The 24,834-nt window shown below is 35.9% G+C and carries 21 protein-coding genes, 1 tRNA gene and 1 other RNA gene; 20 read left to right on the top strand and 3 right to left on the bottom strand.

Features of this window, described 5'->3' with window-relative positions:
• Positions 1-8: 8 nt before the first annotated feature.
• The 3 genes from rng (at position 9) to ACYIAL_RS02970 (ending at position 3,807) form a co-directional block, all read left to right on the top strand.
• Positions 9-1,484, top strand: coding sequence for a ribonuclease G (rng, locus tag ACYIAL_RS02980; RefSeq protein ID WP_174797321.1), 1,476 nt, complete (start codon positions 9-11; stop codon positions 1,482-1,484).
• Positions 1,485-1,623: 139 nt separating this feature from the next.
• Positions 1,624-3,081 (top strand): metalloprotease TldD, encoded by a 1,458-nt coding sequence (tldD, locus tag ACYIAL_RS02975; RefSeq protein WP_483750936.1) that lies wholly within the window; start codon positions 1,624-1,626, stop codon positions 3,079-3,081.
• A 30-nt stretch (positions 3,082-3,111) separates the two neighbouring features.
• Complete coding sequence (locus ACYIAL_RS02970) at positions 3,112-3,807, top strand: DedA family protein (RefSeq protein ID WP_160430133.1); 696 nt, start codon at positions 3,112-3,114, stop codon at positions 3,805-3,807.
• Between the two features lies 1 nt (position 3,808).
• Here the strand turns inward: ACYIAL_RS02970 and rnpB are convergent.
• From rnpB to ACYIAL_RS02955, 3 genes are all read right to left on the bottom strand, one after another.
• Positions 3,809-4,198: RNase P RNA component class A (gene rnpB / locus ACYIAL_RS02965), an RNA gene on the bottom strand.
• A gap of 166 nt (positions 4,199-4,364) precedes the next feature.
• On the bottom strand, positions 4,365-4,727 hold the full coding sequence (bamE, locus tag ACYIAL_RS02960) for an outer membrane protein assembly factor BamE domain-containing protein (RefSeq protein ID WP_160430134.1): 363 nt from the start codon (positions 4,725-4,727) through the stop codon (positions 4,365-4,367).
• 237 nt (positions 4,728-4,964) lie between these two features.
• Positions 4,965-5,228, bottom strand: coding sequence for a helix-turn-helix domain-containing protein (locus ACYIAL_RS02955; RefSeq protein ID WP_174797317.1), 264 nt, complete (start codon positions 5,226-5,228; stop codon positions 4,965-4,967).
• 179 nt (positions 5,229-5,407) lie between these two features.
• Between ACYIAL_RS02955 and ACYIAL_RS02950 the strand changes: the two genes are divergently transcribed.
• The 17 genes from ACYIAL_RS02950 to ACYIAL_RS02870 all read left to right on the top strand — a co-directional run.
• Positions 5,408-5,764 (top strand): DNA-binding protein, encoded by a 357-nt coding sequence (locus ACYIAL_RS02950; RefSeq protein WP_483746836.1) that lies wholly within the window; start codon positions 5,408-5,410, stop codon positions 5,762-5,764.
• A 64-nt stretch (positions 5,765-5,828) separates the two neighbouring features.
• Complete coding sequence (gene proQ, locus ACYIAL_RS02945; protein WP_174797315.1) at positions 5,829-6,377, top strand: RNA chaperone ProQ; 549 nt, start codon at positions 5,829-5,831, stop codon at positions 6,375-6,377.
• A gap of 9 nt (positions 6,378-6,386) precedes the next feature.
• On the top strand, positions 6,387-8,468 hold the full coding sequence (gene prc / locus ACYIAL_RS02940) for a carboxy terminal-processing peptidase (protein ID WP_483750935.1): 2,082 nt from the start codon (positions 6,387-6,389) through the stop codon (positions 8,466-8,468).
• Positions 8,469-8,495: 27 nt separating this feature from the next.
• Positions 8,496-8,585, top strand: a complete 90-nt coding sequence (cydH, locus tag ACYIAL_RS02935; RefSeq protein ID WP_174797313.1) for a cytochrome bd-I oxidase subunit CydH — start codon at positions 8,496-8,498, stop codon at positions 8,583-8,585.
• A gap of 71 nt (positions 8,586-8,656) precedes the next feature.
• Positions 8,657-8,744: transfer RNA gene (locus ACYIAL_RS02930), tRNA-Ser, on the top strand.
• Positions 8,745-8,892: 148 nt separating this feature from the next.
• Entirely contained in the window at positions 8,893-9,786 is an 894-nt protein-coding gene (prmB, locus tag ACYIAL_RS02925) for a 50S ribosomal protein L3 N(5)-glutamine methyltransferase (protein ID WP_483750934.1), read from the top strand.
• Between the two features lie 30 nt (positions 9,787-9,816).
• On the top strand, positions 9,817-10,890 hold the full coding sequence (aroC, locus tag ACYIAL_RS02920) for a chorismate synthase (protein WP_483750933.1): 1,074 nt from the start codon (positions 9,817-9,819) through the stop codon (positions 10,888-10,890).
• A complete protein-coding gene (locus ACYIAL_RS02915; RefSeq protein WP_174797310.1) occupies positions 10,887-11,639 on the top strand; it encodes a TSUP family transporter in 753 nt (250 codons plus the stop codon). Before aroC ends, ACYIAL_RS02915 begins: the two co-directional genes overlap by 4 nt.
• Before the next feature lie 196 nt (positions 11,640-11,835).
• Positions 11,836-12,759, top strand: coding sequence for a LysR family transcriptional regulator (locus ACYIAL_RS02910; protein WP_483746832.1), 924 nt, complete (start codon positions 11,836-11,838; stop codon positions 12,757-12,759).
• 148 nt (positions 12,760-12,907) lie between these two features.
• Complete coding sequence (gene rpsO / locus ACYIAL_RS02905) at positions 12,908-13,177, top strand: 30S ribosomal protein S15 (protein WP_065567223.1); 270 nt, start codon at positions 12,908-12,910, stop codon at positions 13,175-13,177.
• Positions 13,178-13,485: 308 nt separating this feature from the next.
• Positions 13,486-15,600, top strand: a complete 2,115-nt coding sequence (gene pnp / locus ACYIAL_RS02900) for a polyribonucleotide nucleotidyltransferase (RefSeq protein ID WP_483750932.1) — start codon at positions 13,486-13,488, stop codon at positions 15,598-15,600.
• Positions 15,601-15,630: 30 nt separating this feature from the next.
• On the top strand, positions 15,631-16,485 hold the full coding sequence (nlpI, locus tag ACYIAL_RS02895; RefSeq protein ID WP_483750931.1) for a lipoprotein NlpI: 855 nt from the start codon (positions 15,631-15,633) through the stop codon (positions 16,483-16,485).
• Positions 16,486-16,842: 357 nt separating this feature from the next.
• On the top strand, positions 16,843-18,609 hold the full coding sequence (locus ACYIAL_RS02890) for a DEAD/DEAH family ATP-dependent RNA helicase (RefSeq protein WP_483750930.1): 1,767 nt from the start codon (positions 16,843-16,845) through the stop codon (positions 18,607-18,609).
• Positions 18,610-19,378: 769 nt separating this feature from the next.
• Entirely contained in the window at positions 19,379-19,675 is a 297-nt protein-coding gene (locus ACYIAL_RS02885) for a YfcZ/YiiS family protein (RefSeq protein ID WP_085247387.1), read from the top strand.
• Positions 19,676-19,685: 10 nt separating this feature from the next.
• A complete protein-coding gene (sixA, locus tag ACYIAL_RS02880) occupies positions 19,686-20,144 on the top strand; it encodes a phosphohistidine phosphatase SixA (RefSeq protein WP_483750929.1) in 459 nt (152 codons plus the stop codon).
• Positions 20,123-23,599, top strand: a complete 3,477-nt coding sequence (gene recB / locus ACYIAL_RS02875) for an exodeoxyribonuclease V subunit beta (protein ID WP_483750928.1) — start codon at positions 20,123-20,125, stop codon at positions 23,597-23,599. The genes sixA and recB overlap by 22 nt, the downstream gene beginning before the upstream one ends.
• Before the next feature lie 973 nt (positions 23,600-24,572).
• A partial coding sequence (locus tag ACYIAL_RS02870) for a hypothetical protein (RefSeq protein ID WP_483750927.1) occupies positions 24,573-24,834 on the top strand: 262 nt, incomplete at its 3' end.

Raw genomic sequence — 24,834 nt, 5'->3', positions numbered from 1 at the left:
GAAATCTTATGTCTGTTGAACTATTAATGAATGTGACGCCATCTGAAACACGAGTTGCCTATATAGAAGATGGTGTATTGCAAGAAATCCATGTTGATCGCGAATCTAGGCGTGGTATTGTTGGAAATATCTATAAAGGTAAAGTGATTCGTATTTTGCCAGGTATGCAAGCTGCCTTTGTAGACATTGGGCTTGAGAAAGCGGCTTTTTTACATGCATCAGATATTATGCCTCATACTGAGTGTGTATCTGATTCTGAACAAGAACAATTTCAAGTAAAAGATATCTCTGAACTTGTTCGTCAAGGACAGGACTTAATGGTGCAAGTGGTTAAAGATCCACTAGGAACCAAAGGCGCTAGACTGACAACCGATATTACTTTGCCGTCGCGTTATTTAGTATTAATGCCTGGACCAAATTCTGCACATGTGGCAACGTCGCAACGCATAGAAAGTGAACAAGAACGGGAAAGGTTAAAAAATATTGTTCAGCAATATGTGACATGCGAAGGTGGCTTTATTGTTAGAACGGCAGCCGAGGGTGCGAGCGCGCATGAGTTAGAGCAAGATGCCAATTTTTTAAAACGACTTTGGACTAAAATTCAACAGCGTATGGCTCGTCCAGTAAGTAAAAATCTAGTTTATGGTGAATTGGCATTATCACAGCGTGTATTACGTGATTTTGTTGGTGATCCGATTGAACGAATTTTGGTCGACTCGAAGTTAACGTATGATTTACTGATTGAGTTTACGCAAGAATTTATGCCCGAAGTGACCAGTAAATTATCACATTATCGTGGTAATATACCGATATTCGATCTTTATGATACAGAAAACGAGATACAAAGAGCATTAGATCGTAAAGTTAAATTGAAATCAGGCGGATATTTAATTATTGATCAAACCGAAGCCATGACAACAATTGATATTAATACCGGTGCATTTGTTGGTCATCGAAATTTAGAAGAAACGATTTTTAATACTAATATTGAAGCAACCATTGCTATTGCACGCCAGTTACGATTACGTAATTTAGGTGGTATTATTATTATCGACTTTATTGACATGCAAGAGGAGCTGCATCGAGAGCGGGTGTTACAATCGTTGCAAGATTCTTTATCTAAAGATAGAGCCAGAACGACTGTTAATTTATTTTCGACTTTAGGTTTGGTCGAAATGACTCGCAAACGAACACGCGAAAGTATCGGGCATATTTTGTGTCAGGAATGTCCAGCATGTAAAGGCCGTGGTATGGTCAAATCGGTAGAAACAGTTTGCAACGAAATTTTACGTGAAATAGTTCGTATTTATAAAGCGCATCACTCTGAATACTTTTTAGTTTATGCCTCAGCCGCTGTGGCTAATGCTTTAACTCATGATGAGTCTCATGCTTTAGCCGAAGTTGAGGTATTTGTAGGCAAACGTGTTGAAGTAAAAGTTGAACCACTTTATATTCAAGAACAATACGACGTGGTGTTAATGTAATAAGCACTATTTTGTAAAAAAGTTTCAGGAAACTATGCGTTTGAGTATAAAAATGATGAAAGCTAAACAATCATTATGTTCGAGTTTTTTAATCGAACATCAAAAAAGCTAGCATCCACAATTAAAATTTAAGGAATTTATGATACTAACTCAAGTGAGTGAACGATTGCTCAATTCAAACAATCTAAGCCAACAAGATCTTCTGCATTTGCTTGATATGCTAAGTTCAAGGCGAATTGATTTTGGTGATTTATATTTCTTATCTGGTTATTATGAAAGTTGGTTACTTGAAGACGGTATTATAAAAAATGCCTCGTTTCATCGTGATCAAGGCGTTGGTGTTAGGGCTGTTGTGGGTGAAAAAACGGGCTTTGCCTATACTGATCAGCTTTCATTGGCACGTTTAGAACAAAGTGTATTAGCTGCAAATTCTATCACTAAACTACAAACCCCTATCGCTGTCACGCCATTTAAATCTACTCAAGCAGTATCAATCTATCCATCAATAAATCCGATCAATTCGTTTTTTCAAGAGCAGAAAATAGCGTTGTTGCAGCAAGTTGATAAGTTAGCGCGCTCAATTGATCCAAGCGTTATTGAAGTATCAGCTAGCTTAACGGGTAGTTACGAAGACATTTTAATTGCAGCAACGGATGGTACACTATGTGCCGATATTCGTCCTTTGGTTCGTTTGTCAGTTTCAGTTTTGGTTGAAAAAGAGGGTAAACGCGAGCGTGGCAGTAGTGGCGGAGGAGGACGATTTGGGTATGAATATTTCTTAACGATTAATCCTAAAACATCAGAAAGTTATGCGGATAGTTACACGCGAGAGGCTGTACGCCAAGCACTCGTTTCCCTTTCAGCTAAAGCGGCACCCGCTGGCTCAATGCCAGTTGTTTTAGGTGCAGGTTGGCCAGGTGTTTTGTTACATGAAGCTGTAGGCCATGGTTTAGAAGGCGATTTTAACCGTAAAAATAGCTCAGTATTTTCTGGAAAAATGGGTGAAAAAGTCACCTCAGAAGTTTGTACTATTGTCGATGATGGTACGATCGAAAATCGGCGTGGTTCAATTTCAATTGATGATGAGGGAACACCAAGTCAAAAAACAGTCCTTATTGAAAATGGTATCCTAAAAGGATATCTATTTGATAAACTCAACGCAAAATTGATGAATACACATTCAACGGGCAATGGGCGTCGTGAAGGGTATGCTTGCTTACCTATGCCAAGAATGACAAACACCTATATGTTGGCGGGTAGTTCTTCTTTTGACGATATCATTAGCAGTGTTGATTACGGGCTTTATGCACCGAATTTTTCTGGTGGGCAAGTTGATATCACTTCCGGTAAGTTTGTTTTTTCAGCCTCAGAAGCTTATTTGATTGAAAAAGGCAAAATAACAACGCCAGTAAAAGGCGCAACGCTAATTGGTTCAGGTATTGAAACTATGCAACAAGTATCAATGGTGGGTAACGACCTTGAACTTGATTCAGGTGTAGGTATTTGTGGTAAAGCAGGTCAAAGTGTGCCTGTTGGGGTTGGGCAACCCACTTTGAAAGTGAATAATTTAACCGTTGGTGGTACCATTAACCACTAATAAAAATACATCAATGGGATTTTAGAATAGATGGAAACAATAATGACACTTTATCATGCGTTTGTTAATTTGGATATTGCAACGCTTTCAAATCCTAATGTGCTATGGGCACTATATGGTATGTTGTTTGTTATTATCCTTTTAGAAAATGGCGTCTTACCCGCAGCTTTTTTGCCTGGAGACAGCCTATTATTCTTAACAGGTGTGTTAATTAGTCAAAATGTATTTCATTTTGGTCTAATTAATCTTATTTTAATTGCTGGCGCAGCTTTAGGAACTTGGTTAGGTTATGCACAAGGTTTGTGGCTTGGCAATACTAAGCTTGTACAAGGTTGGATGGCGCATATACCTGAAAAATATCATCATAAATCTGAAGTATTATTCCATAAGTATGGATTACAGGCGCTATTTATTGGACGATTTATTGCTTTTGTACGTACATTATTACCAATGATGGCAGGATTATCAGGATTACATAGTCGAAAATTCCATATCTATAATTTGATCAGTGCAACACTATGGATTTTCTTGATTGTGACCTTAGGTTATTTATTTGGATTATCGCCAATTTTCAAAGAGTACGAAAAGCAAATTATGTCTTTGTTAATGTTAATACCTGTTTTTTTATTGGTATTAGGATTGCTATTTTCAGTTTTTCTTGCGGTCAAACGTTCGATAAGTAATAAAAAACAATCTAAAGCTACATCAAATCACAATAAAAAATAGAAAGTGAAATTAACCGATAAGCCGGGTTCTGTCGTGGACAATCATTCCTCTAGGCTAATGCTCACGCATTAGCTCAAGCAGTCTACCCGGATTCAACGCGGGCCGCGCCAATGAATCCCTATTTGACCTTGCTCCGAGTGGAGTTTACCGTGCCACAACTGTTACCAGTTGCGCGGTGTGCTCTTACCACACCCTTTCACCCTTACCTGATCTTATAAAATAAGCCATCGGCGGTTTACTTTCTGTTGCACTAGTCGTGAATTTTCGCTCTCGCAAAAAAACCCCAGGCGTTACCTGGCACTCTGCCCTATGGAGCCCGGACTTTCCTCCCCTCTGTTTGTCTCCTTTAATAAAAGGACCGCAACAAAGCAGCGATTGTCTGGTTAATTTCTTTGATGAGTATAACCTAATGCACGATTTTGTCTAGAATTTGTATATCCTGTAGAGAATAGTTGAATGAAGTTTAAACATTTTTTAAGGTAAGAATGTTCAATAAAGACGAGACATTAAGCGATGAGCACACCTTGACGATGTGCTATAACACTGGATAATTTGAATTACCACTTTTTCTGTTTTTGGTGTTCGTCATAATTAAACCAAGTTACCACACCTTTAGAGATAATAATATCGAGTTTTCCTTCAACAATATCGTATTGAGTTTCACCAATTAACATATGGCTGGTTGAACTCTTTTTCGTGTACTGATAAGTCCATTGTGTTTCATTTGAATTAAGTTCCTCTTGGCTTGTTGGTTTGCCAAATAGACTAATGATTTGGTCTTCAGTCGTTGAACCTTCGACTATATTTTTTACTTTTTCTTTAGTTAACGGAGTTCCTTGTTCTACAAAATTCTTTTGTGAACAGCTTGATAATATTACAATTGAAAATAATGCGATAAGGTATTTTGTTACATTTTTCATTATATTGTTGCCTGAGATGATAATACTTTTATTAATAATCGCTAATAATAGCACATGTTTGGCAACGTTCAAGATGAAGAAATATTTATATTTATGGGAAAAATTAACTGATATTCAATTATAGTAAAATTGTTATTAAGCTAGAAACATGGAAACAACGATTTTTGTTTCTATATGTTTCCATATTTTCTATTTTTTTGTTTAAATTCATTTCTTGCCTACAGCTTATTGTAAAATTTATTCTTTGCTCTTTCGTATTACACGCTTTATTGGTTGTTTTGTTTTCGAATCGATATAACGGCTAGGCCATATTTTATGGGGTTCTAAATTTAATGCTTTGGCAATAATGATCTCTCCTTTCGTCCATGGTCTAACTAATGCATTTCTGAGTGTTGATGAGCTTAAACCTGATTGACGCGATAGCTTTGCAAGGGTTGTATCCTTCTTTTTTAGGGCGGCGATAATGTCTGCTGGATGCCAATCTTTAGACTTTTTTTTCATTTTTTATTTCCTCTTAGTTTATAACCTTGTATATCTATGTTATGCTCCAAAGTTACTAAAACGAGTAAGTTTGCAATTGAACTTGAATTATTAATAATTATGCGTTTCTTATTCATTGTATCAAAGTTTCTTTAATTTCTATAACTTTTTCTTAAATGTGTTAAAATGGGATAGTAAAAATGAAAGAGTGGTTTTCATCAAAAGAGCTATCAAGTATTGCAGGGATGCCGTCAACGATACAAGGTGTTAATCGTAAAGCCAGAGCTGAAAATTGGACTGCTCGAAAAAGAGCGGGTGTTCGAGGTAAAGCTTTGGAATATCATATTGGTAGCTTACCACTTAATGTTAAAAAAGCATTATATAGTGAAGAAGAAAGTGCTAACTATATCATTTCGCCGATCGAACCTTTACAACTTTGGATAACTGCATTTGAACAGTTATCCGCTGATGAACAATCTATTGTCTCCTCATGGTTGATGCGAAACGGTATTAAAGATTTTATTACTTTTATTAATAAACAGAAAAAAGATGATTAGTGTTATTGTATAAGCTGCGATATACTTTAACGTCCGTAAAATTTAGTTGCTATGGAATATAATAATGGAAAGTCAGTTTCAATTAACAAATAGTAAAGAGATTATTGCTTATTTAGCTCAACAATTCCCGAATTGTTTTACCCTTGAAGGTGAAGCAAAACCATTAAAAATTGGTATTTTTCAAGATATCCTGTCTCGTCTGGATAACAGTGACGTAATTAGTAAAACTAAACTTCGTGCTGCATTGCGCGCATACACCATGAGTTGGCGCTACTTGTATAGTATAAAAGAAGGGGCTAACCGTGTTGACTTAGATGGCAACCCTCATGAAGTCATTAACCAAGAACAGATGGATCATGCTCAACAACAATTAAAAGAGAGCAAAGAAAAGGCTAAAGCGCGCTTTAAAGAACGCGCAAAAGAAAAACGTAAAACGACACGTGCACCTTTTAAAAAATCTAAAACTCCAAAAATTGGTGATTTTGTTAAAGTTATTGTAGGCAATAAACCTATAAAAGTACAAATTATTAATATTGAGAAAGAGCAAATTAAAGTAAAGGTTGGTGTAGGTATGGAGTTAACGGTTAAACCTGAACACATTATCAATAAGTAGAGAATTTGAATGAATAAATTACTGAAAGGTATTATTGCACTTAGTCTTGTTTTCGGAATTGTTAGCCAAAACGTTCAGGCAAAACCACAAGCTAAAGAACAAATCCCCGTTTTGAAGCAAGATGAGATTCATCAGGTTGTCGCTAAACGTGTAACCAATTTTTTTACACAATCACATTACCGCAATTTTGCCTTAGATGGCGTTTTTTCTGCTCAGATTTTTGATCGCTATTTCAAACTATTAGATGGGAATAAATCTATATTTATTCAAGGTGATGTTGATAAATTCCGAAACAGACAAGAGTTTTTAGGTCAGGAATTAATTGATGGTGATCTAAAAACGGCTTATGACATCTATAATCTTTTTTTACTAAAGCGCTATAACCGTTATCAATATGCTCTTGAAGTTTTACGGCGTCCTATGGATTTTTCTGCCAATGATGAAGTTGATTTCAATCGTGAAGAAATTGCATGGCCGACTTCTGAAGCTGAACTCAATACCTATTGGGACAAACGCGTTAAATATGACGAGCTCAGTTTATCCTTATCAGGGAAAAATGAAAAACAGATCCGAGAAATATTAACTAAACGTTACAAACGTGTTTTGAAAACGATAATGCAATCAAATAATGAAGATGCTTTCCAAGTGTTTATGAATGCATTTGCAAGAGAGATCGATCCCCATACTAGTTACTTAGCGCCACGTAAAAAACGCGATTTTGACTCTGAAATGAGTTTATCATTCGAAGGCATTGGTGCAACATTAAGTCAGCAAGACGACTATACCGTGATTATGTCTTTTGTCACAGGAGGGCCCGCTGAAAAAAGTAAGCTACTTAGTGTCGGGGATAAGATTATTGGCGTAGGTCAAAGCAATTCAGCCGTTGAAGATGTTATTGGTTGGCGTTTAGATGATATTGTCGATAAAATTCGTGGACCAAAAGGGACTGTAGTTAAGTTAGAAATTTTACCAGCAGGTAACAATAGTAAGGCCAAAGTCATCGAGCTTACTCGTGATAAAATTCATTTTGAAGATCGTGAAGCGAAATTGAAGATCATTGATAATCAGCGCGGTAAAGTAGGGGTTATTGAAATACCGAGTTTCTACATGGGATTAACCGAAAAAGTAGAATCTCTTTTATCGAAAGCAAATAAAGAAAATTTACAAGGTTTGGTTATTGATTTACGTGATAATGGTGGTGGTTCATTAGTGGAAGTTATCACTTTAACTGGTTTGTTTATTGATAGCGGGCCTGTTGTTCAAGTTCGAGATAATTTGCAAAAAGTCATTACTTATGATGATAAAAATAAAGGTATCGAATATACTGGTCCACTTGTTGTGATGATTAATCGCTATAGTGCATCAGCATCAGAAATATTTTCTGCCGCTATGCAGGATTATGGACGTGCATTAATTGTTGGTGAAACGACTTATGGTAAAGGAACTGTACAAACATCACGTAACATTTCTTATCCAGTTGATGCAAGGTTACATCCAAATTGGCCTGAACTGGGCGGTGCTCAATACACTATACAGAAGTTTTACCGTATTAATGGCGGTAGTACACAATTGAAAGGTGTTGAGCCAGATATTGAAATGAATAGAGTGAAATATGTTGATGAGACAGGTGAACGGTTCTTAGACAATGCGTTACCTTGGGATAAAATACCATCAGCTAATTATTTGACTCTTGCCAATATTAAGCCGTTGTTACCTGATTTAGAAGCGAAACATTTGACTAGGATTTCAAAAAATCCTGAATTTATCTATATTGATGAAGATATTAAGCGGTTTAATGATAAAAAAGATCGTCAATATATTGTTTCGCTTAATAAGAAAAAACGAGAAGCAGAACAAAAAACTAATGATGATCGTGATTTAACAAGAATGAATGAACGTCTAAAGAAAGCTGGTTTACCATCAATTACTAAATTAGATGATTTACCTAAGGATTATAAACAACCCGATGCTTACTTAGATGAATCAATCGAGATACTTCTTGATTTTGCGGCTAAATATCCAAAAATTGAAAGTAATGGTTCTATTAACAACATTATTTCGTTTGATTTGCCAATCGAAAAGACTAATTAATAATAAAAAATAATTGGAGATAATAAAATGTGTTCAGATATAAAATATGCTTTGATCACAACAGTTGGTATACTCGCTGTTTTAGCCACATTTGGTATTATTGTTTGTATGAATTAAAAAAGCTTGATTAATTATCTTGTGATCATTATAGTATGCAGCCTGCTTGAAAAAGCAGGTTCTAATAATTAGGTGAGGTGTCCGAGTGGTTGAAGGAGCACGCCTGGAAAGTGTGTATACGGCAACGTATCAAGGGTTCGAATCCCTTCCTCACCGCCATAAATAGTTAGTCATTAAAGGGTGGAACATTAGGTTCAACATTGTTGTTAGAAGCATACTGTCAAGATTACTCTAGCAAAACCCCATTGCAGGCAGTCGCCTAGAATGACAAATAACGCCTTCCTCTCCTAAAGCATTTGGAGTCATTATGGAAAACTTACGCACAGTTCAGGACTTTATACGCTGGACAGCATCGCAACTTAATCTATCAGATGTCTTTTTAGGACATGGTACGGATAATCCTATTGATGAATCTAAACAACTCATTTTAGCAACATTAGGGCTATCGTTGTTTATTCCTACAGAATTTTATTCTGCAAATCTGACTAATGATGAAAAAAATCAACTTTTTGATGTTATTCAAAAACGAATTAAAGATCGTGTGCCAACCCCTTATTTAACTAATCAAGCTTGGTTTTGTGGCCATTCTTTTTACGTTGATGAGCGCGTATTAATTCCTCGTTCTCCTATTGGTGAACTCATCAATAACCATTTTGAACAGCTAATATTTGCTGAGCCTAAAAATATTTTAGATTTGTGCACAGGCAGTGGTTGTATTGGTATTGCTTGTGCTTATGAGTTTGCTGATGCTCAAGTTGATATCACCGATATTTCATTAGAAGCATTAGATATTGCACAAACAAATATTGAAATGCACGAAATGGATTTTCGAGTTACCCCTATTTTGTCAGATCTATTTAATGATGTGCCTGTAAAACAATATGATCTCATTGTCACAAATCCACCTTATGTTGATAGTGAAGATATGAGTGATTTGCCAGATGAGTTTTTATATGAACCTAAATTAGCATTAGAGGCGGGTTTTGATGGTTTAGATTTGGTAAAAACAATTTTACGAGATGCGATAGATTATTTAGCACCTGCGGGCATATTAGTCTGTGAAGTTGGCAATAGCTGGATTAGCCTAAAGCAACAATATCCAGATGTCCCATTTAATTGGATTGAATTTAAGCATGGTGGTCTGGGCGTGTTTGCGATCACTCGTGAAGAGTTGATTCAATATCATTACTGTTTTAAATAAGCTACCTTTAATAATTGGAATAAATTTATTATGGCTGGAAACTCAATCGGAAAATTATTCAAAGTATCCACATTTGGTGAATCACACGGCGTAGCATTAGGGTGTATTGTCGATGGCGTTCCACCAGGACTTGCATTAACTGAATCAGATATGCAACATGACCTTGACCGTCGTAGGCCAGGATCTTCTCGTTATACTACTCAACGCCGAGAAGCCGATCGAGTCAAAATCTTATCAGGTGTATTTGAGGGTGTGACAACAGGTACAAGTATTGGATTACTTATTGAAAACACCGATCAACGTTCTCAAGATTATAGCAAAATTAAAGATATCTTTAGACCAAGCCATGCAGATTATACTTATCAAAATAAATATGGCATACGCGATTATCGTGGTGGCGGTCGTTCTTCTGCTCGTGAAACTGCCATGCGTGTTGCCGCTGGCGCGATTGCAAAAAAATATCTGCAAGAAAAGCTTGGTATAACCATTCGTGGTTATTTGGCTCAGATGGGCGATGTAAAATGTGAATTAAAAGATTGGCAACAAGTTGAACAAAATCCATTTTTTTGCGCTGACGAAAGCCAATTAGAGGCACTTGATCAGTTGCTCAGAACACTGAAAAAAGAGGGTGACTCAATTGGTGCTAAAGTCTGTATTGTTGCCGAAAACGTTCCTGTAGGACTTGGCGAACCCGTATTTGACAAATTAGATGCTGAACTTGCACATGCGTTAATGAGTATTAATGCAGTGAAAGGCGTTGAAATTGGTGATGGTTATGCGGTTGTTAATAAACGAGGCAGTGAAAATCGAGATGAAATAACTAAGCAAGGTTTTTTATCTAACCATGCTGGCGGTATTTTAGGGGGTATTAGCTCAGGACAAACGATATTAGCTAGTATCGCCTTAAAGCCAACACCAAGCATTGAAATTGCAGGGCAATCAATTAATATCCATGGCGAAACTGTTGAAGTATCGACCCATGGTCGACATGATCCATGTGTAGGAATACGAGCCGTTCCCATCGCTGAAGCGATGGTTGCTATAGTGCTAATGGATCATTATCTTCGCTATCGAGCTCAATGTAATGATGTCAATTCGCTATGAGTTGTGAAATACTTATCTTACTGTTTATTATTGCTATTTTAGCTGGTTTTATTGATTCAATTGCAGGTGGTGGTGGTTTATTAACTGTGCCTGCTTTACTTGCTGTTGGACTGCCGCCAGCTAGTGCCTTGGCGACTAATAAATTACAAAGCTGTGGTGGTTCATTTTCTGCTAGTTTATATTTTATTCGTCAGCGAATGGTCGACTTAAAGCAGCAAAAGTGTTCAATCATGTTTGCTTTTGTTGGATCGGCAGTTGGAACATTGTCGGTTATGCATGTCCAAGCTGATTTTTTAAAGCTATTACTGCCTATTTTAACCATTGGCGTGGGACTTTATTTCTTGCTTTCTCCAACCATTGGTGAAAACGATCGTAAAAGTCGCTTTTCACTTATCCAATTTGCACTAATACCTGCTTTGGCAATTGGTTTTTATGATGGATTTTTTGGGCCAGGCGCGGGTTCATTTTATGCGTTAGCCTATATTACACTGGCTGGCTTTAATTTAACTAAAGCAACAGCGCATACCAAAGTATTAAACTTCACTTCAAATTTAGCCGGTTTACTGTTTTTTATTGTTGGTGGCGAAGTGATATGGTCAATTGGACTTATCATGTTAGTTGGTCAATTTATAGGTGCAAGACTTGGTGCTAAGATGGTCATTGCTAAAGGTCGCAAATTAATCAGACCAATGCTAATTACTGTTTCAACGCTTATGAGTATAAAATTAATTTACGAAAACTTCTTTTAATTGCTCACCATTTTAATCATTAATATTTATTTTTCATCACTATTTTACAATAGCACAACAAAATCGTTGTTAAAAACTTTCAGGAAAGTATGTGTTTGAGTATAAAAACGATAACAATTATTTACTTCACTTAAATATGATTTAGTATATATTTGTGTTAAGCAAGATAGTTTGTGTTAAGACATTAACTGATATTATGAAACTTCAACAACTACGTTATATTTTAGAAATTGCACGTTCAGGCTCAATTAATGAGGCAGCTAAAAATTTGTACATTACACAACCCAGCTTATCAACGGCTGTAAAAGATTTAGAAGCTGAATTTGGTATTGAGATTTTTGTACGTACCTCCAAAGGCGTTTCACTTTCGACCGATGGTGTTGAGTTTTTAGGTTATGCTAAACAAGTTTTAGATCAGGCTGAGTTATTGGAACAACACTATTCAAAAAAAGCACCGTCTAAGCAGCTATGTAGTATATCTACCCAACATTATGCTTTTGCGGTCAATGCTTTTGTTAATTTAATAAAAAAAAATCATACGGATGAATACGAGTTTACACTCAGAGAAACAAGAACATATGATATTATCACCGACGTCGCCAATTTACGCAGCGAAGTTGGCATCTTATATTTGACTGATTTTAACCAAAAGGTAATTTTGCGACTACTAAAAGAACATCGATTGACCTTTAATCCACTTTTTGAAGCGCATCCTCATGTATTTATTAGTACTCATCATCCATTAGCGGGAATGAAGTCATTAACATTAGATGATTTAGAGGATTATCCTTATCTCTCTTTCGAGCAGGGGGAGTATAATTCGTTTTATTTTTCAGAAGAGATTTTAAGTACGGTTTACCATAAAAAAAGTATTCATGTGAGTGATAGGGCAACTTTGTTTAATCTATTGCATGGACTTAATGGTTATACCATTAGTACAGGGGTGTTAAGTACGGATTTAAATGGTTCTGATATTTTATCAATACCTTTAGATGTAGATGAAAAAATCCTAATTGGTTGGATCACATCACAAAAAGCTCAATTGAGTCTATCAGCCCAAAATTATATTGAGGCATTAAAAAAACTTATTCAAGAAGAATATGGTTTTCAACTTAAGTAAATCCTGTGGTTAACTAAGTAAATCAAATTGCTATTTTAACAAATTTCAGTATAATTACGCAGTTCATATATTCCTATATGAATATTGAGGAATGTCTGAATTAGAGATCGGTCATTCTATATTTTATATTTATTTAAAGAGGTTTATTATGTCTCTAACTGTAGAAGCTAAAGCGAAAATCGTTGCTGAATATGGTCGTGGTACTAACGATACAGGTTCAACTGAAGTTCAAGTTGCTCTTTTAACTGCACGTATTAATGATTTACAAGGTCATTTTTCTGAGCACAAAAAAGATCACCATAGCCGTCGCGGTCTATTACGTATGGTGTCTAGCCGTCGTAAATTATTAGATTATTTACGTCGTAAAGATATTGAACGTTATAGCCAATTAATTAAAAAGCTAGGTTTACGTCGCTAATTCATCATCTACTTGAAAAGAGGCTTAGGCCTCTTTTTCGTTGTGAAAAATTGACACTCTGATATAATACAGAGCTCGAAAAAATTAATATTTTATGTAAGTCAACAAAGTAAAGATTGTATCTCATGTTTCGCGCGACTAATGAGAGCTCTATAATTTATAGATTTGTCATTAGTCGTGACAGTGAAATAATCTTTTTGTTGAATTTACCCCCACATTGTTGAAGAGAGTATCAATAAGTGCAGCATAATGCTGCTTCCTGTCGAAATATCAAACTTCAACATAATAAATAACAAGAGGACATTATTTTGTTTAATCCGACTCATCAAAAATTCCAATATGGTCGTCATACTGTTACTTTAGAAACAGGTATTATGGCTCGTCAAGCAACTGCTGCGGTTATGGTTAATATGGATGATACCGCCGTATTTGTTACCGTTGTTGCCAATAAAAAAGTGAAAGAAGGTCAAGACTTCTTCCCGCTAACAGTTAATTACCAAGAACGTACCTATGCAGCAGGGCGTATTCCCGGTGGTTTTTTTAAACGAGAAGGTCGTCCAAGTGAAGGCGAAACCTTAATTGCACGTTTGATTGACCGTCCACTTCGCCCATTATTCCCTGAAGGATTTGTTAATGAAATCCAAATTATTGCAACTGTTGTTTCAGTAAATCCTGATGTGAGCCCAGACTTAGTTGCTATGATTGGCGCTTCTGCTGCGCTTTGCTTATCAGGTGTGCCATTCCATGGCCCTATCGGTGCTGCGCGTGTAGGCTTTATTAATGATGAATTTGTCTTAAATCCATCTGTAAAAGAACTGGCTACAAGTCGTTTAGATTTAGTGGTTGCTGGAACTAAAAGTGCAGTATTAATGGTTGAATCTGAAGCTGATTTACTTACTGAAGATCAAATGTTAGCAGCGGTGGTATTTGGTCATGAACAACAACAAGTTGTTATTGATAATATTAATGAATTTGCAAAAAAAGCCAATTGCGAAAAATGGGATTGGGTTGCACCAGCTAAAAACGAAGTGCTATATAATGCCATTGTTGAACTCGCTAAAGAACGTTTAGGTGAAGCTTATCGTATAATCGAAAAACAAGCGCGTTATGCTCAAATCGATTTAATCAAAGAAGAAGTATTAGCCGCACTAAAAGAACAAAATGAAGAAATTGATGAAAACGAAGTGCTTAATATTATCGTCGATTTAGAAAGCCAAATTGTTCGTAAACGTGTTATTGCGGGTGAACCTCGTATTGATGGTCGCGAAAAAGATATGATTCGTGCACTTGATATCCGTACGGGTGTTTTACCAAGAACACATGGTAGTGCACTGTTTACACGTGGCGAAACCCAAGCATTAGTCACGGCAACATTAGGTACAGAACGTGATGCACAAATCATTGATGAACTAACGGGTGAATATACTGAACGTTTTTTACTTCATTACAATTTTCCTCCATATTCTGTTGGCGAAACAGGTATGGTTGGATCTCCAAAACGTCGTGAAATCGGCCATGGTCGCTTAGCTAAACGTGGCGTTGCGGCAGTAATGCCAAGTCGTGAAGAATTTCCATATACTGTCCGAGTGGTATCAGAAATTACCGAATCAAATGGTTCATCTTCAATGGCTTCTGTTTGTGGTGCTTCACTTGCGCTTATGGATGCTGGCGTGCCAATTAAATCATCTGTTGCTGGTATTGCGATGGGCCTAGTCAAAGAAGGCGATCAATTTGTGGTATTGTCAGATATTCTTGGTGATGAAGATCATCTTGGTGATATGGACTTTAAAGTAGCAGGTACGCGTGAAGGCGTTAGTGCATTACAAATGGATATCAAAATTGAAGGTATCACTAAAGAAATTATGCAAGTGGCGCTTAATCAAGCAAAAGGTGCACGTTTACACATTTTAGGTGTAATGGAGCAAGCAATTAATAAACCTCGCCAAGAAATTTCGGAATTTGCACCGCGTATTTATACGATGAATGTTAATCCTGATAAAATCCGCGATATTATCGGTAAAGGTGGGGCAACTATTCGCGCTTTAACTGAAGAAACAGGGACTACTATTGAAATTACTGACGATGGTACAGTCAAGATTGCAGCTTCAGATGGCAATAAAGCGAAGGATGCCATGGCACGCATTACTAATTTAGTTGCTGATGTCGAAATTGGTAAAATTTATACAGGAAAAGTTACTAGAATCGTTGATTTTGGTGCTTTCGTATCTGTTATTGGTGGGAAAGAAGGACTTGTCCATGTTTCTCAAATTGCTGATCATCGAGTCGAAAAAGTGGCTGATTATTTAAAATTAGGTCAAGAAGTGAATGTGAAAGTACTCGAAATTGATCGCCAAGGTAGAATCCGTTTAAGCATGAAAGATGCTGTTGAGTCGGCAGTAGACGTTGCTCCGACAGCAGAATAAAACTGTGATTCACTTCACTAGGGGGTAAAAGTGAAATTATTCAGCCTGAGGACTGTATACTGCTTTTTGCTAGCTGTTATTCTTTTGTCGGGTTGTTCTCACTCTCAGCCTTTGCTGGCTGTTCCTGAGCAGGTTTCATATGATGACGAATTAAAAATTGCTCAGATCAGCCAACAGTTATCACGAAAAGATCTTGATACTGTAACGCGAATGCAACTTATCTTTGAGCGTGGTATTGTTTACGATTCATTAGGTTTTAAAGCCTTTGCACAAAGCGATTTTTCGTATTTGTTAAATTTTAATCCAGAAATCCCTGATGTTTATAATTTTTTAGGGACTTATGCGCTCAGAGAAGGTAATTTTGATGAAGCTTTAACATCGTTTAATACAACGTTAGAGCTTGATCCTACTTATGCTTATGCTTACTTAAATCGTGCAATTGCGTTATATCGTACAGGGCATTATCAAGCTGCTGAGCGCGATGCATTGCAGTTTTATCAATATGATGTGAATGAACCTATCAGGATTTTATGGCTTTATCTGATTGAGAAGGAGATCAACAATAGAGCTGCCCAAAATGAGCTACAAAAACGTTATGATCTGATTAATGATAAAACGATTTATAGTGGCAATATTATTGCATTTTATTTAGACAAAATAAGTGAGTCTAAATTAATGCAGAACCTTCAACAAGGTGCTGAAAATAATCGGCAGTTAGCCGAGCGCCTTTGTGAAGTCTATTTTTACTTAGGTAAGTATTATCAAAGTAAAGGTGACAACGAGCGTGCCAAAATGTTATTTAAATATGCTTTAGCCAATAATATTTATAACTATGTTGAACATCAACAGGCACTCTATGAAATGAAGTTACTTGAAGAAAAGTAACAAGGGTCATGCCAGTTTTAAAAGTGAAAATATTGTTATAGCGTAGTTCTGATTTGCCAAATAATATATTCTCAACATTTGTCATGCAGATAACTTTATCTTAGATTATATAAGCATTAATTAGCTTTAAATTTAAGTTGTTTCTATATCGAATAGTTGTTGAGTCAATATCGGCAGTTAGTTATTGGGGTGAGTTGTAAATTTTCAATTTAGTGAGCTGGCATAAATTTATATCTGCTTTCTTTATTTGGTTTAGCAAAAATAAGAGAAATCTTAATTGATATTAGTTAATCATTATCAATTTTTTGCTGACTAATTAAGCAAGCTTATATATTCAAAGTTTATAAGCGAGTTTACATGACAAAAGATGTTTCTTTTATTGACCTTGGTTTATCCGAGGATATCCTTAATGCATTAAATGATCTTGGTTTTAGCAAACCATCACCTATTCAATCTGAATGTATACCTCTATTATTAGAAGGTAACGATGTATTGGGAATGGCGCAAACTGGTAGTGGTAAAACTGCCGCATTTTCAATCCCTTTTTTAATGAATATTGATGCAAACTTAAAAGCACCACAACTTTTAGTTCTAGCTCCAACACGCGAGCTAGCTATGCAAGTTGCAGATGCTTGTTCTGAATATTCAAAATACATGAAAGGCGTAAAAGTACTAGCTTTATATGGCGGGCAGCGTTATGACGTGCAATTACGTGCGTTAAAACAAGGGCCACAAATAGTGGTTGGTACACCAGGGCGTTTGCTTGATCACTTAAATCGTAAAACATTAGATCTTTCTAATTTGAAAGGTTTAGTGCTTGATGAAGCTGACGAAATGTTAAGAATGGGCTTTATTGATGATGTTGAAAGCATCATGGCAACCATTCCCGAAAATCATCAAACAGCATTATTTTCAGCAACGATGCCCGCGCCAATTCGTCGTATTACTAAACGATTTATGCATAATCCTAAAGAAGTTCAAATTAAAGGTACTAAACAAACAGCGCCTGATATTGACCAAAGTTATTGGCTTGTTCGAGGTATGCGTAAAAATGAAGCGATTGTTCGCTTTTTAGAAGCTGAAGATTTTGACGCAGCGATTATTTTTGTTCGAACAAAATCGGCTACTTTAGATGTGGCAGAAGTGCTTGAAAAACATGGTTATAGTTGTGCCGCTTTAAATGGCGATATGACACAACAATTGCGTGAACAAACATTAGATCGTTTACGTAATGGGCGATTAGATATTTTAATTGCAACTGATGTTGCAGCTCGTGGTTTGGATGTAGAGCGTATTAGTTTGGTTATCAATTATGATATTACCTTAGATTCTGAATCTTATGTGCATCGTATCGGACGAACAGGTCGAGCAGGTCGAGCAGGTCGCGCTATTTTATTTGTTGATAGCCGTGAACGTCGCTTGCTTAAAAATATCGAACAAACGATCAAAAAACCGATTCCTGAAGTTGGCTTACCATCTAAAGAGCTACTCGAAAAACGTCGTTTAGCTAAATTTACGGAGCAAGTCCAAAAACAGTTAGAGAGTAGTGATTTAGATCAATACCAAAATTTATTAGCGCAAATACAAGCCGAAAGTGGTGCTGATCTTGAAACAATTGCAACTGCATTGCTCAAATTAGCACAAGGTGAACGTCCATTGATTCTTCCACCTGATCCGGTATTTAAGCCATCACGCGATAGTCGTGATCGAGATAATCGTGGTGGTGAGCGACGTCTACGAGGAGATAACCGCGAAGCACCAAAGCGTCGTGAACGCCGAGATGTGGGTGACATGGATATGTACCGTATCGAACTAGGTAAAGAAAACGGTGTTGAAGTGCGTCATATTGTTGGAGCAATTGCTAATGAAGCCGATATTAGTAGCCGTTATATTGGTAATATCAAGCTTTATGATACTTATTCAACCGTTGAGTTACCAAAAGGCATGCCGAAAGACATATTAAAACACTTTGAAAAGGTAAGAGTGCTTAATCAACCAATGAAGATGAGCCTAGTTAATGGCACAATGTCTGAACCTAAGCGAGGTCGTAAAGGTAATAAATCAGATACATCTGATAAAGGATTTGCTAAAAAACGAGGTCGTCCTTCCGCTCCTAAATTTTAATGATATGACCTCTGCCGTCTGGCAGAGGTTTGTTCATTAGTAGTTTGTTGTTATATCCTGCTAACATTTATTCAGAAAACTAATTATATGGCTGGTAGGAATACTTCAGGTTGTTTACACTTCATGATGAAAATAATCATCTAAAAAGCTCATAAAACGTTTTACCTGCAATCGCTTAAAATTTTAGTTTTCTATCTTTTGAATGACTCATTATTTGCGGATTATGGCACATCGCCATTAAAGTACGTTTTAACCAATGAACGCTGGCAAAGTCTCAATTTATCCCGAAACGGTATAGAATCCTGAATATTTTTTACAAAAAATATAACCTAAAAGGTGAATAGTTGGGTAAATATCCGATAGTGAGCACACAACTCATCTAGAAAATGATGCTATCTGTTCTTGTGTTTTATATTCAATAGCATTCATGTTATTGAATGTTTAATGAGATCTTTCAGTGCGATAAATAGTTGGACGCTGGGCCATAAATATAAAGTAGTTAGCCAAATCAGAGACGTGATTTTTTATAGTATAAACACCGTATCGCTTGTTTGGGGAGACGGCGTTATACAGTCGATTTTCAAATTACGGTAAACAACGCGAATAATTCCGATATATGACTTAAAAACTCAATCAAAATTTGTTAAAGCGGTTAGTTATCGAGTTATTATAAATAACAAAACTAAAACAAAACAGAGTTAGCACTTTGCCCTAAGTGATGATAGAGAGTATACTATTAGCAATATTAATGGCTAAACAGAGGTGTAGCATGACAGATTCTTTAAACAAATGTAAAGCAAACGAAACAGCAGCATGCTGTTGTGTGGATGTTGGTACAATCATTGACAACGAAGATTGTAGCGCTGAATATGAGCGCGTTTTTGCGACAGAATCTGAAGCTCAACAAAAGTTGGCATCATTAACACAAGCAGCCAAAGATGTTGAAACCGAGCCTTGCAAAATTGAAAGTAATATTGAAAAAATTAATGATGGCTTTAAATTATCAGTAAAATTCACTTTTTGCTGTGGTGCAGAATCCATGATTTTTCAATTAAAATTACGTTAATTAAATATTGATGAAAGTTTGTATTATGAGACATGGTGAAGCAGGATTTTCTGCTTCATCAGATTCAAGTCGAACATTAACAGATTATGGTATTATTCAGTCAAATCAAGCTGGAATATGGCTTAAACAGCAAAATTATCAATTTGATTTTGGTTTAGTGAGTCCTTATCTCCGAGCACAACAAACATTGACTGAATTATCATCGCATGTTCGTGTTGAAAAAGTTGAAACTAATCAATTTTTAGTGCCCGGTGGTAGCCCATCTCATATTGTTGACGTATTAACATTATTGTTAGCTGATGGAGTTGATAATGTGATTGTGGTGTCGCATTTGCCATTGGTGGGATATTTAGTTAATGAACTGTGCCCGCAAGTTTCTCCGCCTATGTTTCCTACTGCTGCCATTGCTTGTATTAATTTATTGCCAGACTCTGCAGGAAAGCTTGAATGGTTTCATCAAGTGGAGTAAAAAAACTCAATCTTTTTGATTTACCTTTAACTGGTCGAACCTTAATTGAAGCATCGGCTGGAACAGGTAAAACTTATTCGCTTGCCTTTATTTACTTAAGATTGTTGCTTGGTATCGGTCAAAATAGTTATCCAAGACCTTTAGAAGTTAACGAAATTCTGGTTGTTACTTTTACTAAAGCAGCAACTCAAGAACTACGTTCCCGAATAAGAAAAAATATTCAAGAATTGCGAATTGGACTGCTACAAGGGCAGCATCAAGATCCGATTTATCAACAACTGATTGAGTTAATTGATGATCACAAATTAGCAATACAACGGCTAACAGATGCTCAACAATCAATGGATGATGCGGCAATTTATACTATTCATAGTTTTTGTCAGCGTATCTTAACTAGCCATGCGTTTGAGTCTGGTGTTTTATTTGAACAAAAGCTAATTTCTGATGAATCTCAACTCAAATTAAGGGTAACACAAGAGTTTTGGCGTCACTACTTTACGCCACTTGATAAACAGCTTGCTTATTTAGTACTTGCAACATGGCAAGATCCAACCACTTTATTAAAAGATATCAATCCTTATTTAAGTTTGGAACTTAACAATACTAACAAGGTAAATCCAGATATTGGTAAAACAATTAAGGCATTTTACCAACAAAATTTTGAAAGAATTGAAAGCGTCAAACAGTCTTGGTTAGCCTTGTCTGATGAATTAGTCAATATCATTACGCAATCAGGTGTTAGCAAACAATCTTATAGTAGCCGACATTTACCCAATTGGGTAATTAAAGTATCAGCATGGGCTAATAGCGCAACTCACACGTTTGAATTACCAGATGAACTTAAAAAATTTAAGCAATCGGTATTAATCGAAAAGACAAAAGAAGGAAAGAGCGCACCTTGTCATTTTGTCTTTGAACAAATTGATGATCTATATTCACAACCGCTTGACTTACGTAGCCAAATCTTAATGGATATTGTCAGTGTGATTCAACAAGGGCTCTATAGCGAAAAAAGCAAAAATGGCGAAATGAGCTTTGATGATCTTATAGGGCAACTTAATCGCGCATTACAAGCCAAAACAGGTGAAAGATTAGCGCAAAGTATTGCGTCAAAATACTGCGTTGCTTTGATTGATGAATTCCAAGATACCGATCCCACGCAGTATCAAATTTTTAACCGTATTTATGATAACCAACGGCTAGATCGAGGTTTACTATTTATTGGCGACCCAAAGCAAGCGATTTACAGCTTTCGAGGGGCTGATATATTCACTTATTTAAAGGCTAAACAATCGACTGGAGAAAATTATTTTACCATGGATGTCAACCATCGTTCATCAGCTTCGATGGTTAAAGCAGTGAATCAATTGTTTGCTAATTGCAATAATCCATTTATATTTGAAGATATTCCGTTTTTACCCATGGATGCGGCAAAAAGGAATCAACAAAAGTCTTTGCTAGTGAATAACCAAGAAGTTGCCGCACTCACAGCTTATTTACTGCCTGATGGCATTGCAACCAATACAGATTATCAAGAACATATAGCAAGTTGTTGTGCTAATCAAATTGTGTCTTTATTGTCTAATTCTTCAATATTAATTGATAATGAAGAAAAACAACGTCCTGTAACTACAGCTGATATTGCGATCTTAGTGCGCACAGGGCGTGAAGCCGAAATTATTCAACAAAAATTGTCCAATTACGGTGTTAAAAGCGTCTATTTATCAAATAATAGTAGTGTTTTTTCTTCAATTGAGGCCAATGATGTATTGAGTTTATTGCAAGCCGTCTTAATGCCTGAAAACGAAACAACATTAAGGCTAGCATTAATGACATCATTATTAGGGCAAAGCATGACTGAACTTGAACAAATCACTGACGATCAAGACAGATGGGAAAGTTTAGTTGAAGAATTCAAACAATACCAAGCAATTTGGCAATATTATGGTGTATTAGTGATGTTACGCCGAATGATGAAAAAACGTCATTTAGCTGAAAACATATTAGCTCGCCAAGATGGTGAACGAACGTTAACCAATTTAATGCATTTAAGTGAATTACTCCAAGAAGCATCAAATGAATTAGATAGTCCGCATGCGTTAATTCGTTGGTTGACAAAACAAATAGTTAGCCCCGACCCTAATTTAGAAAATCACCAGCAACGCCTTGAAAGTGACGAAAACCTTGTCAAAATAATTACTATTCATAAATCCAAGGGGCTAGAATTCCCAATTGTGTGGTTGCCATTTATTTCGATGTGTCGTGCGTCGGACAGTCAATTTTATCATGATAAAGACAATGACTATCAGCTAACTTATGCATGGTTACTGACTGATGAAATCAAGCAACAGATAGAAAACGAACGTCTTGCCGAAGATTTACGATTATTGTATGTAGCCATGACCCGTTCGGTTTATCATTGTAGTATTGGGCTTGCCTCGTTGAAGAAAAACCAATCAGCGATTAATCATTTATTAAAAAGTGAATTACGATCAATTGCAAGTATAGCTAATCTGGTTGATGTACAACTACCAATTGATAGCCAGCAGTATATTCCCCAAATTTTGCCAAGCCAATCCTTATCGGCCAATGCGTTTTCACGTAATCTCTCGAGTGATTGGCGGGTCACAAGCTATACTGAATTACAAAAACATAATCATGCCATATTGGCTTACAATCCCGATATTATTAATGATTGGGATGAGCTCCAACTTGAATCTGCTAGTGCTCCGTCAACCGATATACAATATGATATCCACCACTTTCCGAAAGGGGCATATGTGGGTACATTAATGCACAGCATTATGGAAGATATCACACCAGATAACCTTGATGAATTATGTAATCAAATGGTAAAAAAACTCAATTTAGAGCCAGCATGGGGTGGTGTAGTAACGAATTGGATGCAACAAGTATTGACTACACAACTGCATGCTCCAAATTTAATATTATCGCAAGTGTTAATGGGGCAACATATTAACGAATTACAATTTTATCTTCCTATACGAAAAACCGTAACTAGCCAGCAATTAGATAATCTTTGCAAACAATATGATCGTTTATCAAGATTATGCCCTAAATTAGATTTTGATTCGGTAAAAGGCATGCTAAAGGGATTTATTGATTTAGTGTTTAAATTTGAAGGGAAATATTATGTGGTTGATTATAAATCAAATTGGTTAGGTGAATGCGTTGATTCTTATAATCAAGAAGCACTAGAAAAAGTGATGTGTGAACATCGCTACGACCTACAATACCAACTTTACTGTTTAGCCTTGCATCGCTTTTTAAAAGGTCGTTTAACCAATTACCAATATCAAACCCATTTTGGGGGTGTTTACTATCTCTTTTTGCGTGGTATGCCAGAGCATGGCATCTTTTACCATCTACCTGAGCAAGCGTTTATTGAAGAGCTTGATAAGCTATTTGAGGGGGAAGTGTTAAATGAGCTATAAGCCGTTAAAACTCTCAGTGTTGAAAATAGATTAAATAACTAAAAATAAGGCACAAATAATGAGTGCCTTATTTTTTATCTAATTAGTTGTTTTAATTAACATGAACGGCTTTCTAAATTACAAAAGCCTGAATTTTGTTAAAAATATTCAGGATTCTATACCGTTTCAGCGTGAAATTATTTTAAATTTAATGGGTTAATAAATTTTATTGATAAAGAATAAGGTTGCTTAAATTGCTTGTTCAACAAAGACGTTAAGCAGCTATCACATACTGATATAACTAACAGAACTAATTCATATTAACCAATATTTATTTAACCGTTTTTTAAAAAAGATTAAATTTCCCACTAAAATCATGTATAGCTTTTTAACTAAACTGTTTGTTATTTGCATTCAGTGATAAAAGGATAAGATATAAATAATATATAGGAAAACATTGAGTTATTTACATTTCATGATTATCGCGTTTCCGTTATTCTACCAATTAATCTTTAAATTTCTTACAGTTATAACATAGTTAGCAATAAATCAGGGTATTTCTTTATTAAAAAGGCGCAATTCTTGTTAAAAATATTCAGGATTCTATACCGTTTCAGCATGAAATTATTTTAAATTTAATGAGTTAATAAATTTTATTGAGAAAGAATAAAGTTGCTTACATTGCTTGTTCAATAAAGGTGTTTTTAAATGCAAGCATTTAATAAATTATTTTTGATAAAGAATAAGATTGCTTAAATTCCTTGTTCAACAAAGGCGTTAAACCGCTATCAGTTACCGTTTTAACTAACTAAAATTATTCATATTAAACAAAGATATTGATTAAAAAAGTTAAACTTTACGTTAAAATCGTTTATACTCTGTTTGCATTATCGCTTACATTGAAAATAGTCAACATAAAAACAATGATATCGCGATAAACCAATAGCATAATAAAAATAAACGGTATGAGTTTTAGAAATCATAGGGGGAAAACATGTCAAACGAACTTAATCGTCTTTTGGGTCAGCTTGGTGGCGGGTTTAGAGATTTAATGGCAGGCTTAGATGGCGTTAGTCATAATCGCTATACCTTAACGGTTGACGGGCTGGAAGCGCCGATGTCGGTTTTACATGTCGACGGTGATGAGTCGTTAAACCAGCCTTGGCGTTATGTTATCTCCTTTACTAGTACTGACAAAACCTTATCGCCTGATTCCTTTCTTAATCAAAAATCGACTTTCTCCTTTAATCCCGTTA

It is taken from the genome of Gilliamella sp. X-57 (assembly GCF_057063565.1).
Note: the sequence above shows the minus strand (reverse complement) of the source record. Positions and strands in the feature narration are given on the sequence as shown.

Coding starts and splice junctions, on each gene's coding strand:
- aroC (WP_483750933.1), top strand. CDS start 9,817: ATGGCTGGAAACTCAATCGGAAAATTATTCAAAGTATCCACATTTGGT.
- ACYIAL_RS02955 (WP_174797317.1), bottom strand. CDS start 5,228: ATGAAAAAAAAGTCTAAAGATTGGCATCCAGCAGACATTATCGCCGCC.
- bamE (WP_160430134.1), bottom strand. CDS start 4,727: ATGAAAAATGTAACAAAATACCTTATCGCATTATTTTCAATTGTAATA.
- ACYIAL_RS02970 (WP_160430133.1), top strand. CDS start 3,112: ATGGAAACAATAATGACACTTTATCATGCGTTTGTTAATTTGGATATT.
- ACYIAL_RS02890 (WP_483750930.1), top strand. CDS start 16,843: ATGACAAAAGATGTTTCTTTTATTGACCTTGGTTTATCCGAGGATATC.
- recB (WP_483750928.1), top strand. CDS start 20,123: ATGGTTTCATCAAGTGGAGTAAAAAAACTCAATCTTTTTGATTTACCT.
- rpsO (WP_065567223.1), top strand. CDS start 12,908: ATGTCTCTAACTGTAGAAGCTAAAGCGAAAATCGTTGCTGAATATGGT.
- prc (WP_483750935.1), top strand. CDS start 6,387: ATGAATAAATTACTGAAAGGTATTATTGCACTTAGTCTTGTTTTCGGA.
- ACYIAL_RS02885 (WP_085247387.1), top strand. CDS start 19,379: ATGACAGATTCTTTAAACAAATGTAAAGCAAACGAAACAGCAGCATGC.
- cydH (WP_174797313.1), top strand. CDS start 8,496: ATGTGTTCAGATATAAAATATGCTTTGATCACAACAGTTGGTATACTC.
- proQ (WP_174797315.1), top strand. CDS start 5,829: ATGGAAAGTCAGTTTCAATTAACAAATAGTAAAGAGATTATTGCTTAT.
- rng (WP_174797321.1), top strand. CDS start 9: ATGTCTGTTGAACTATTAATGAATGTGACGCCATCTGAAACACGAGTT.
- prmB (WP_483750934.1), top strand. CDS start 8,893: ATGGAAAACTTACGCACAGTTCAGGACTTTATACGCTGGACAGCATCG.
- ACYIAL_RS02950 (WP_483746836.1), top strand. CDS start 5,408: ATGAAAGAGTGGTTTTCATCAAAAGAGCTATCAAGTATTGCAGGGATG.
- ACYIAL_RS02915 (WP_174797310.1), top strand. CDS start 10,887: ATGAGTTGTGAAATACTTATCTTACTGTTTATTATTGCTATTTTAGCT.
- tldD (WP_483750936.1), top strand. CDS start 1,624: ATGATACTAACTCAAGTGAGTGAACGATTGCTCAATTCAAACAATCTA.
- sixA (WP_483750929.1), top strand. CDS start 19,686: ATGAAAGTTTGTATTATGAGACATGGTGAAGCAGGATTTTCTGCTTCA.
- ACYIAL_RS02910 (WP_483746832.1), top strand. CDS start 11,836: ATGAAACTTCAACAACTACGTTATATTTTAGAAATTGCACGTTCAGGC.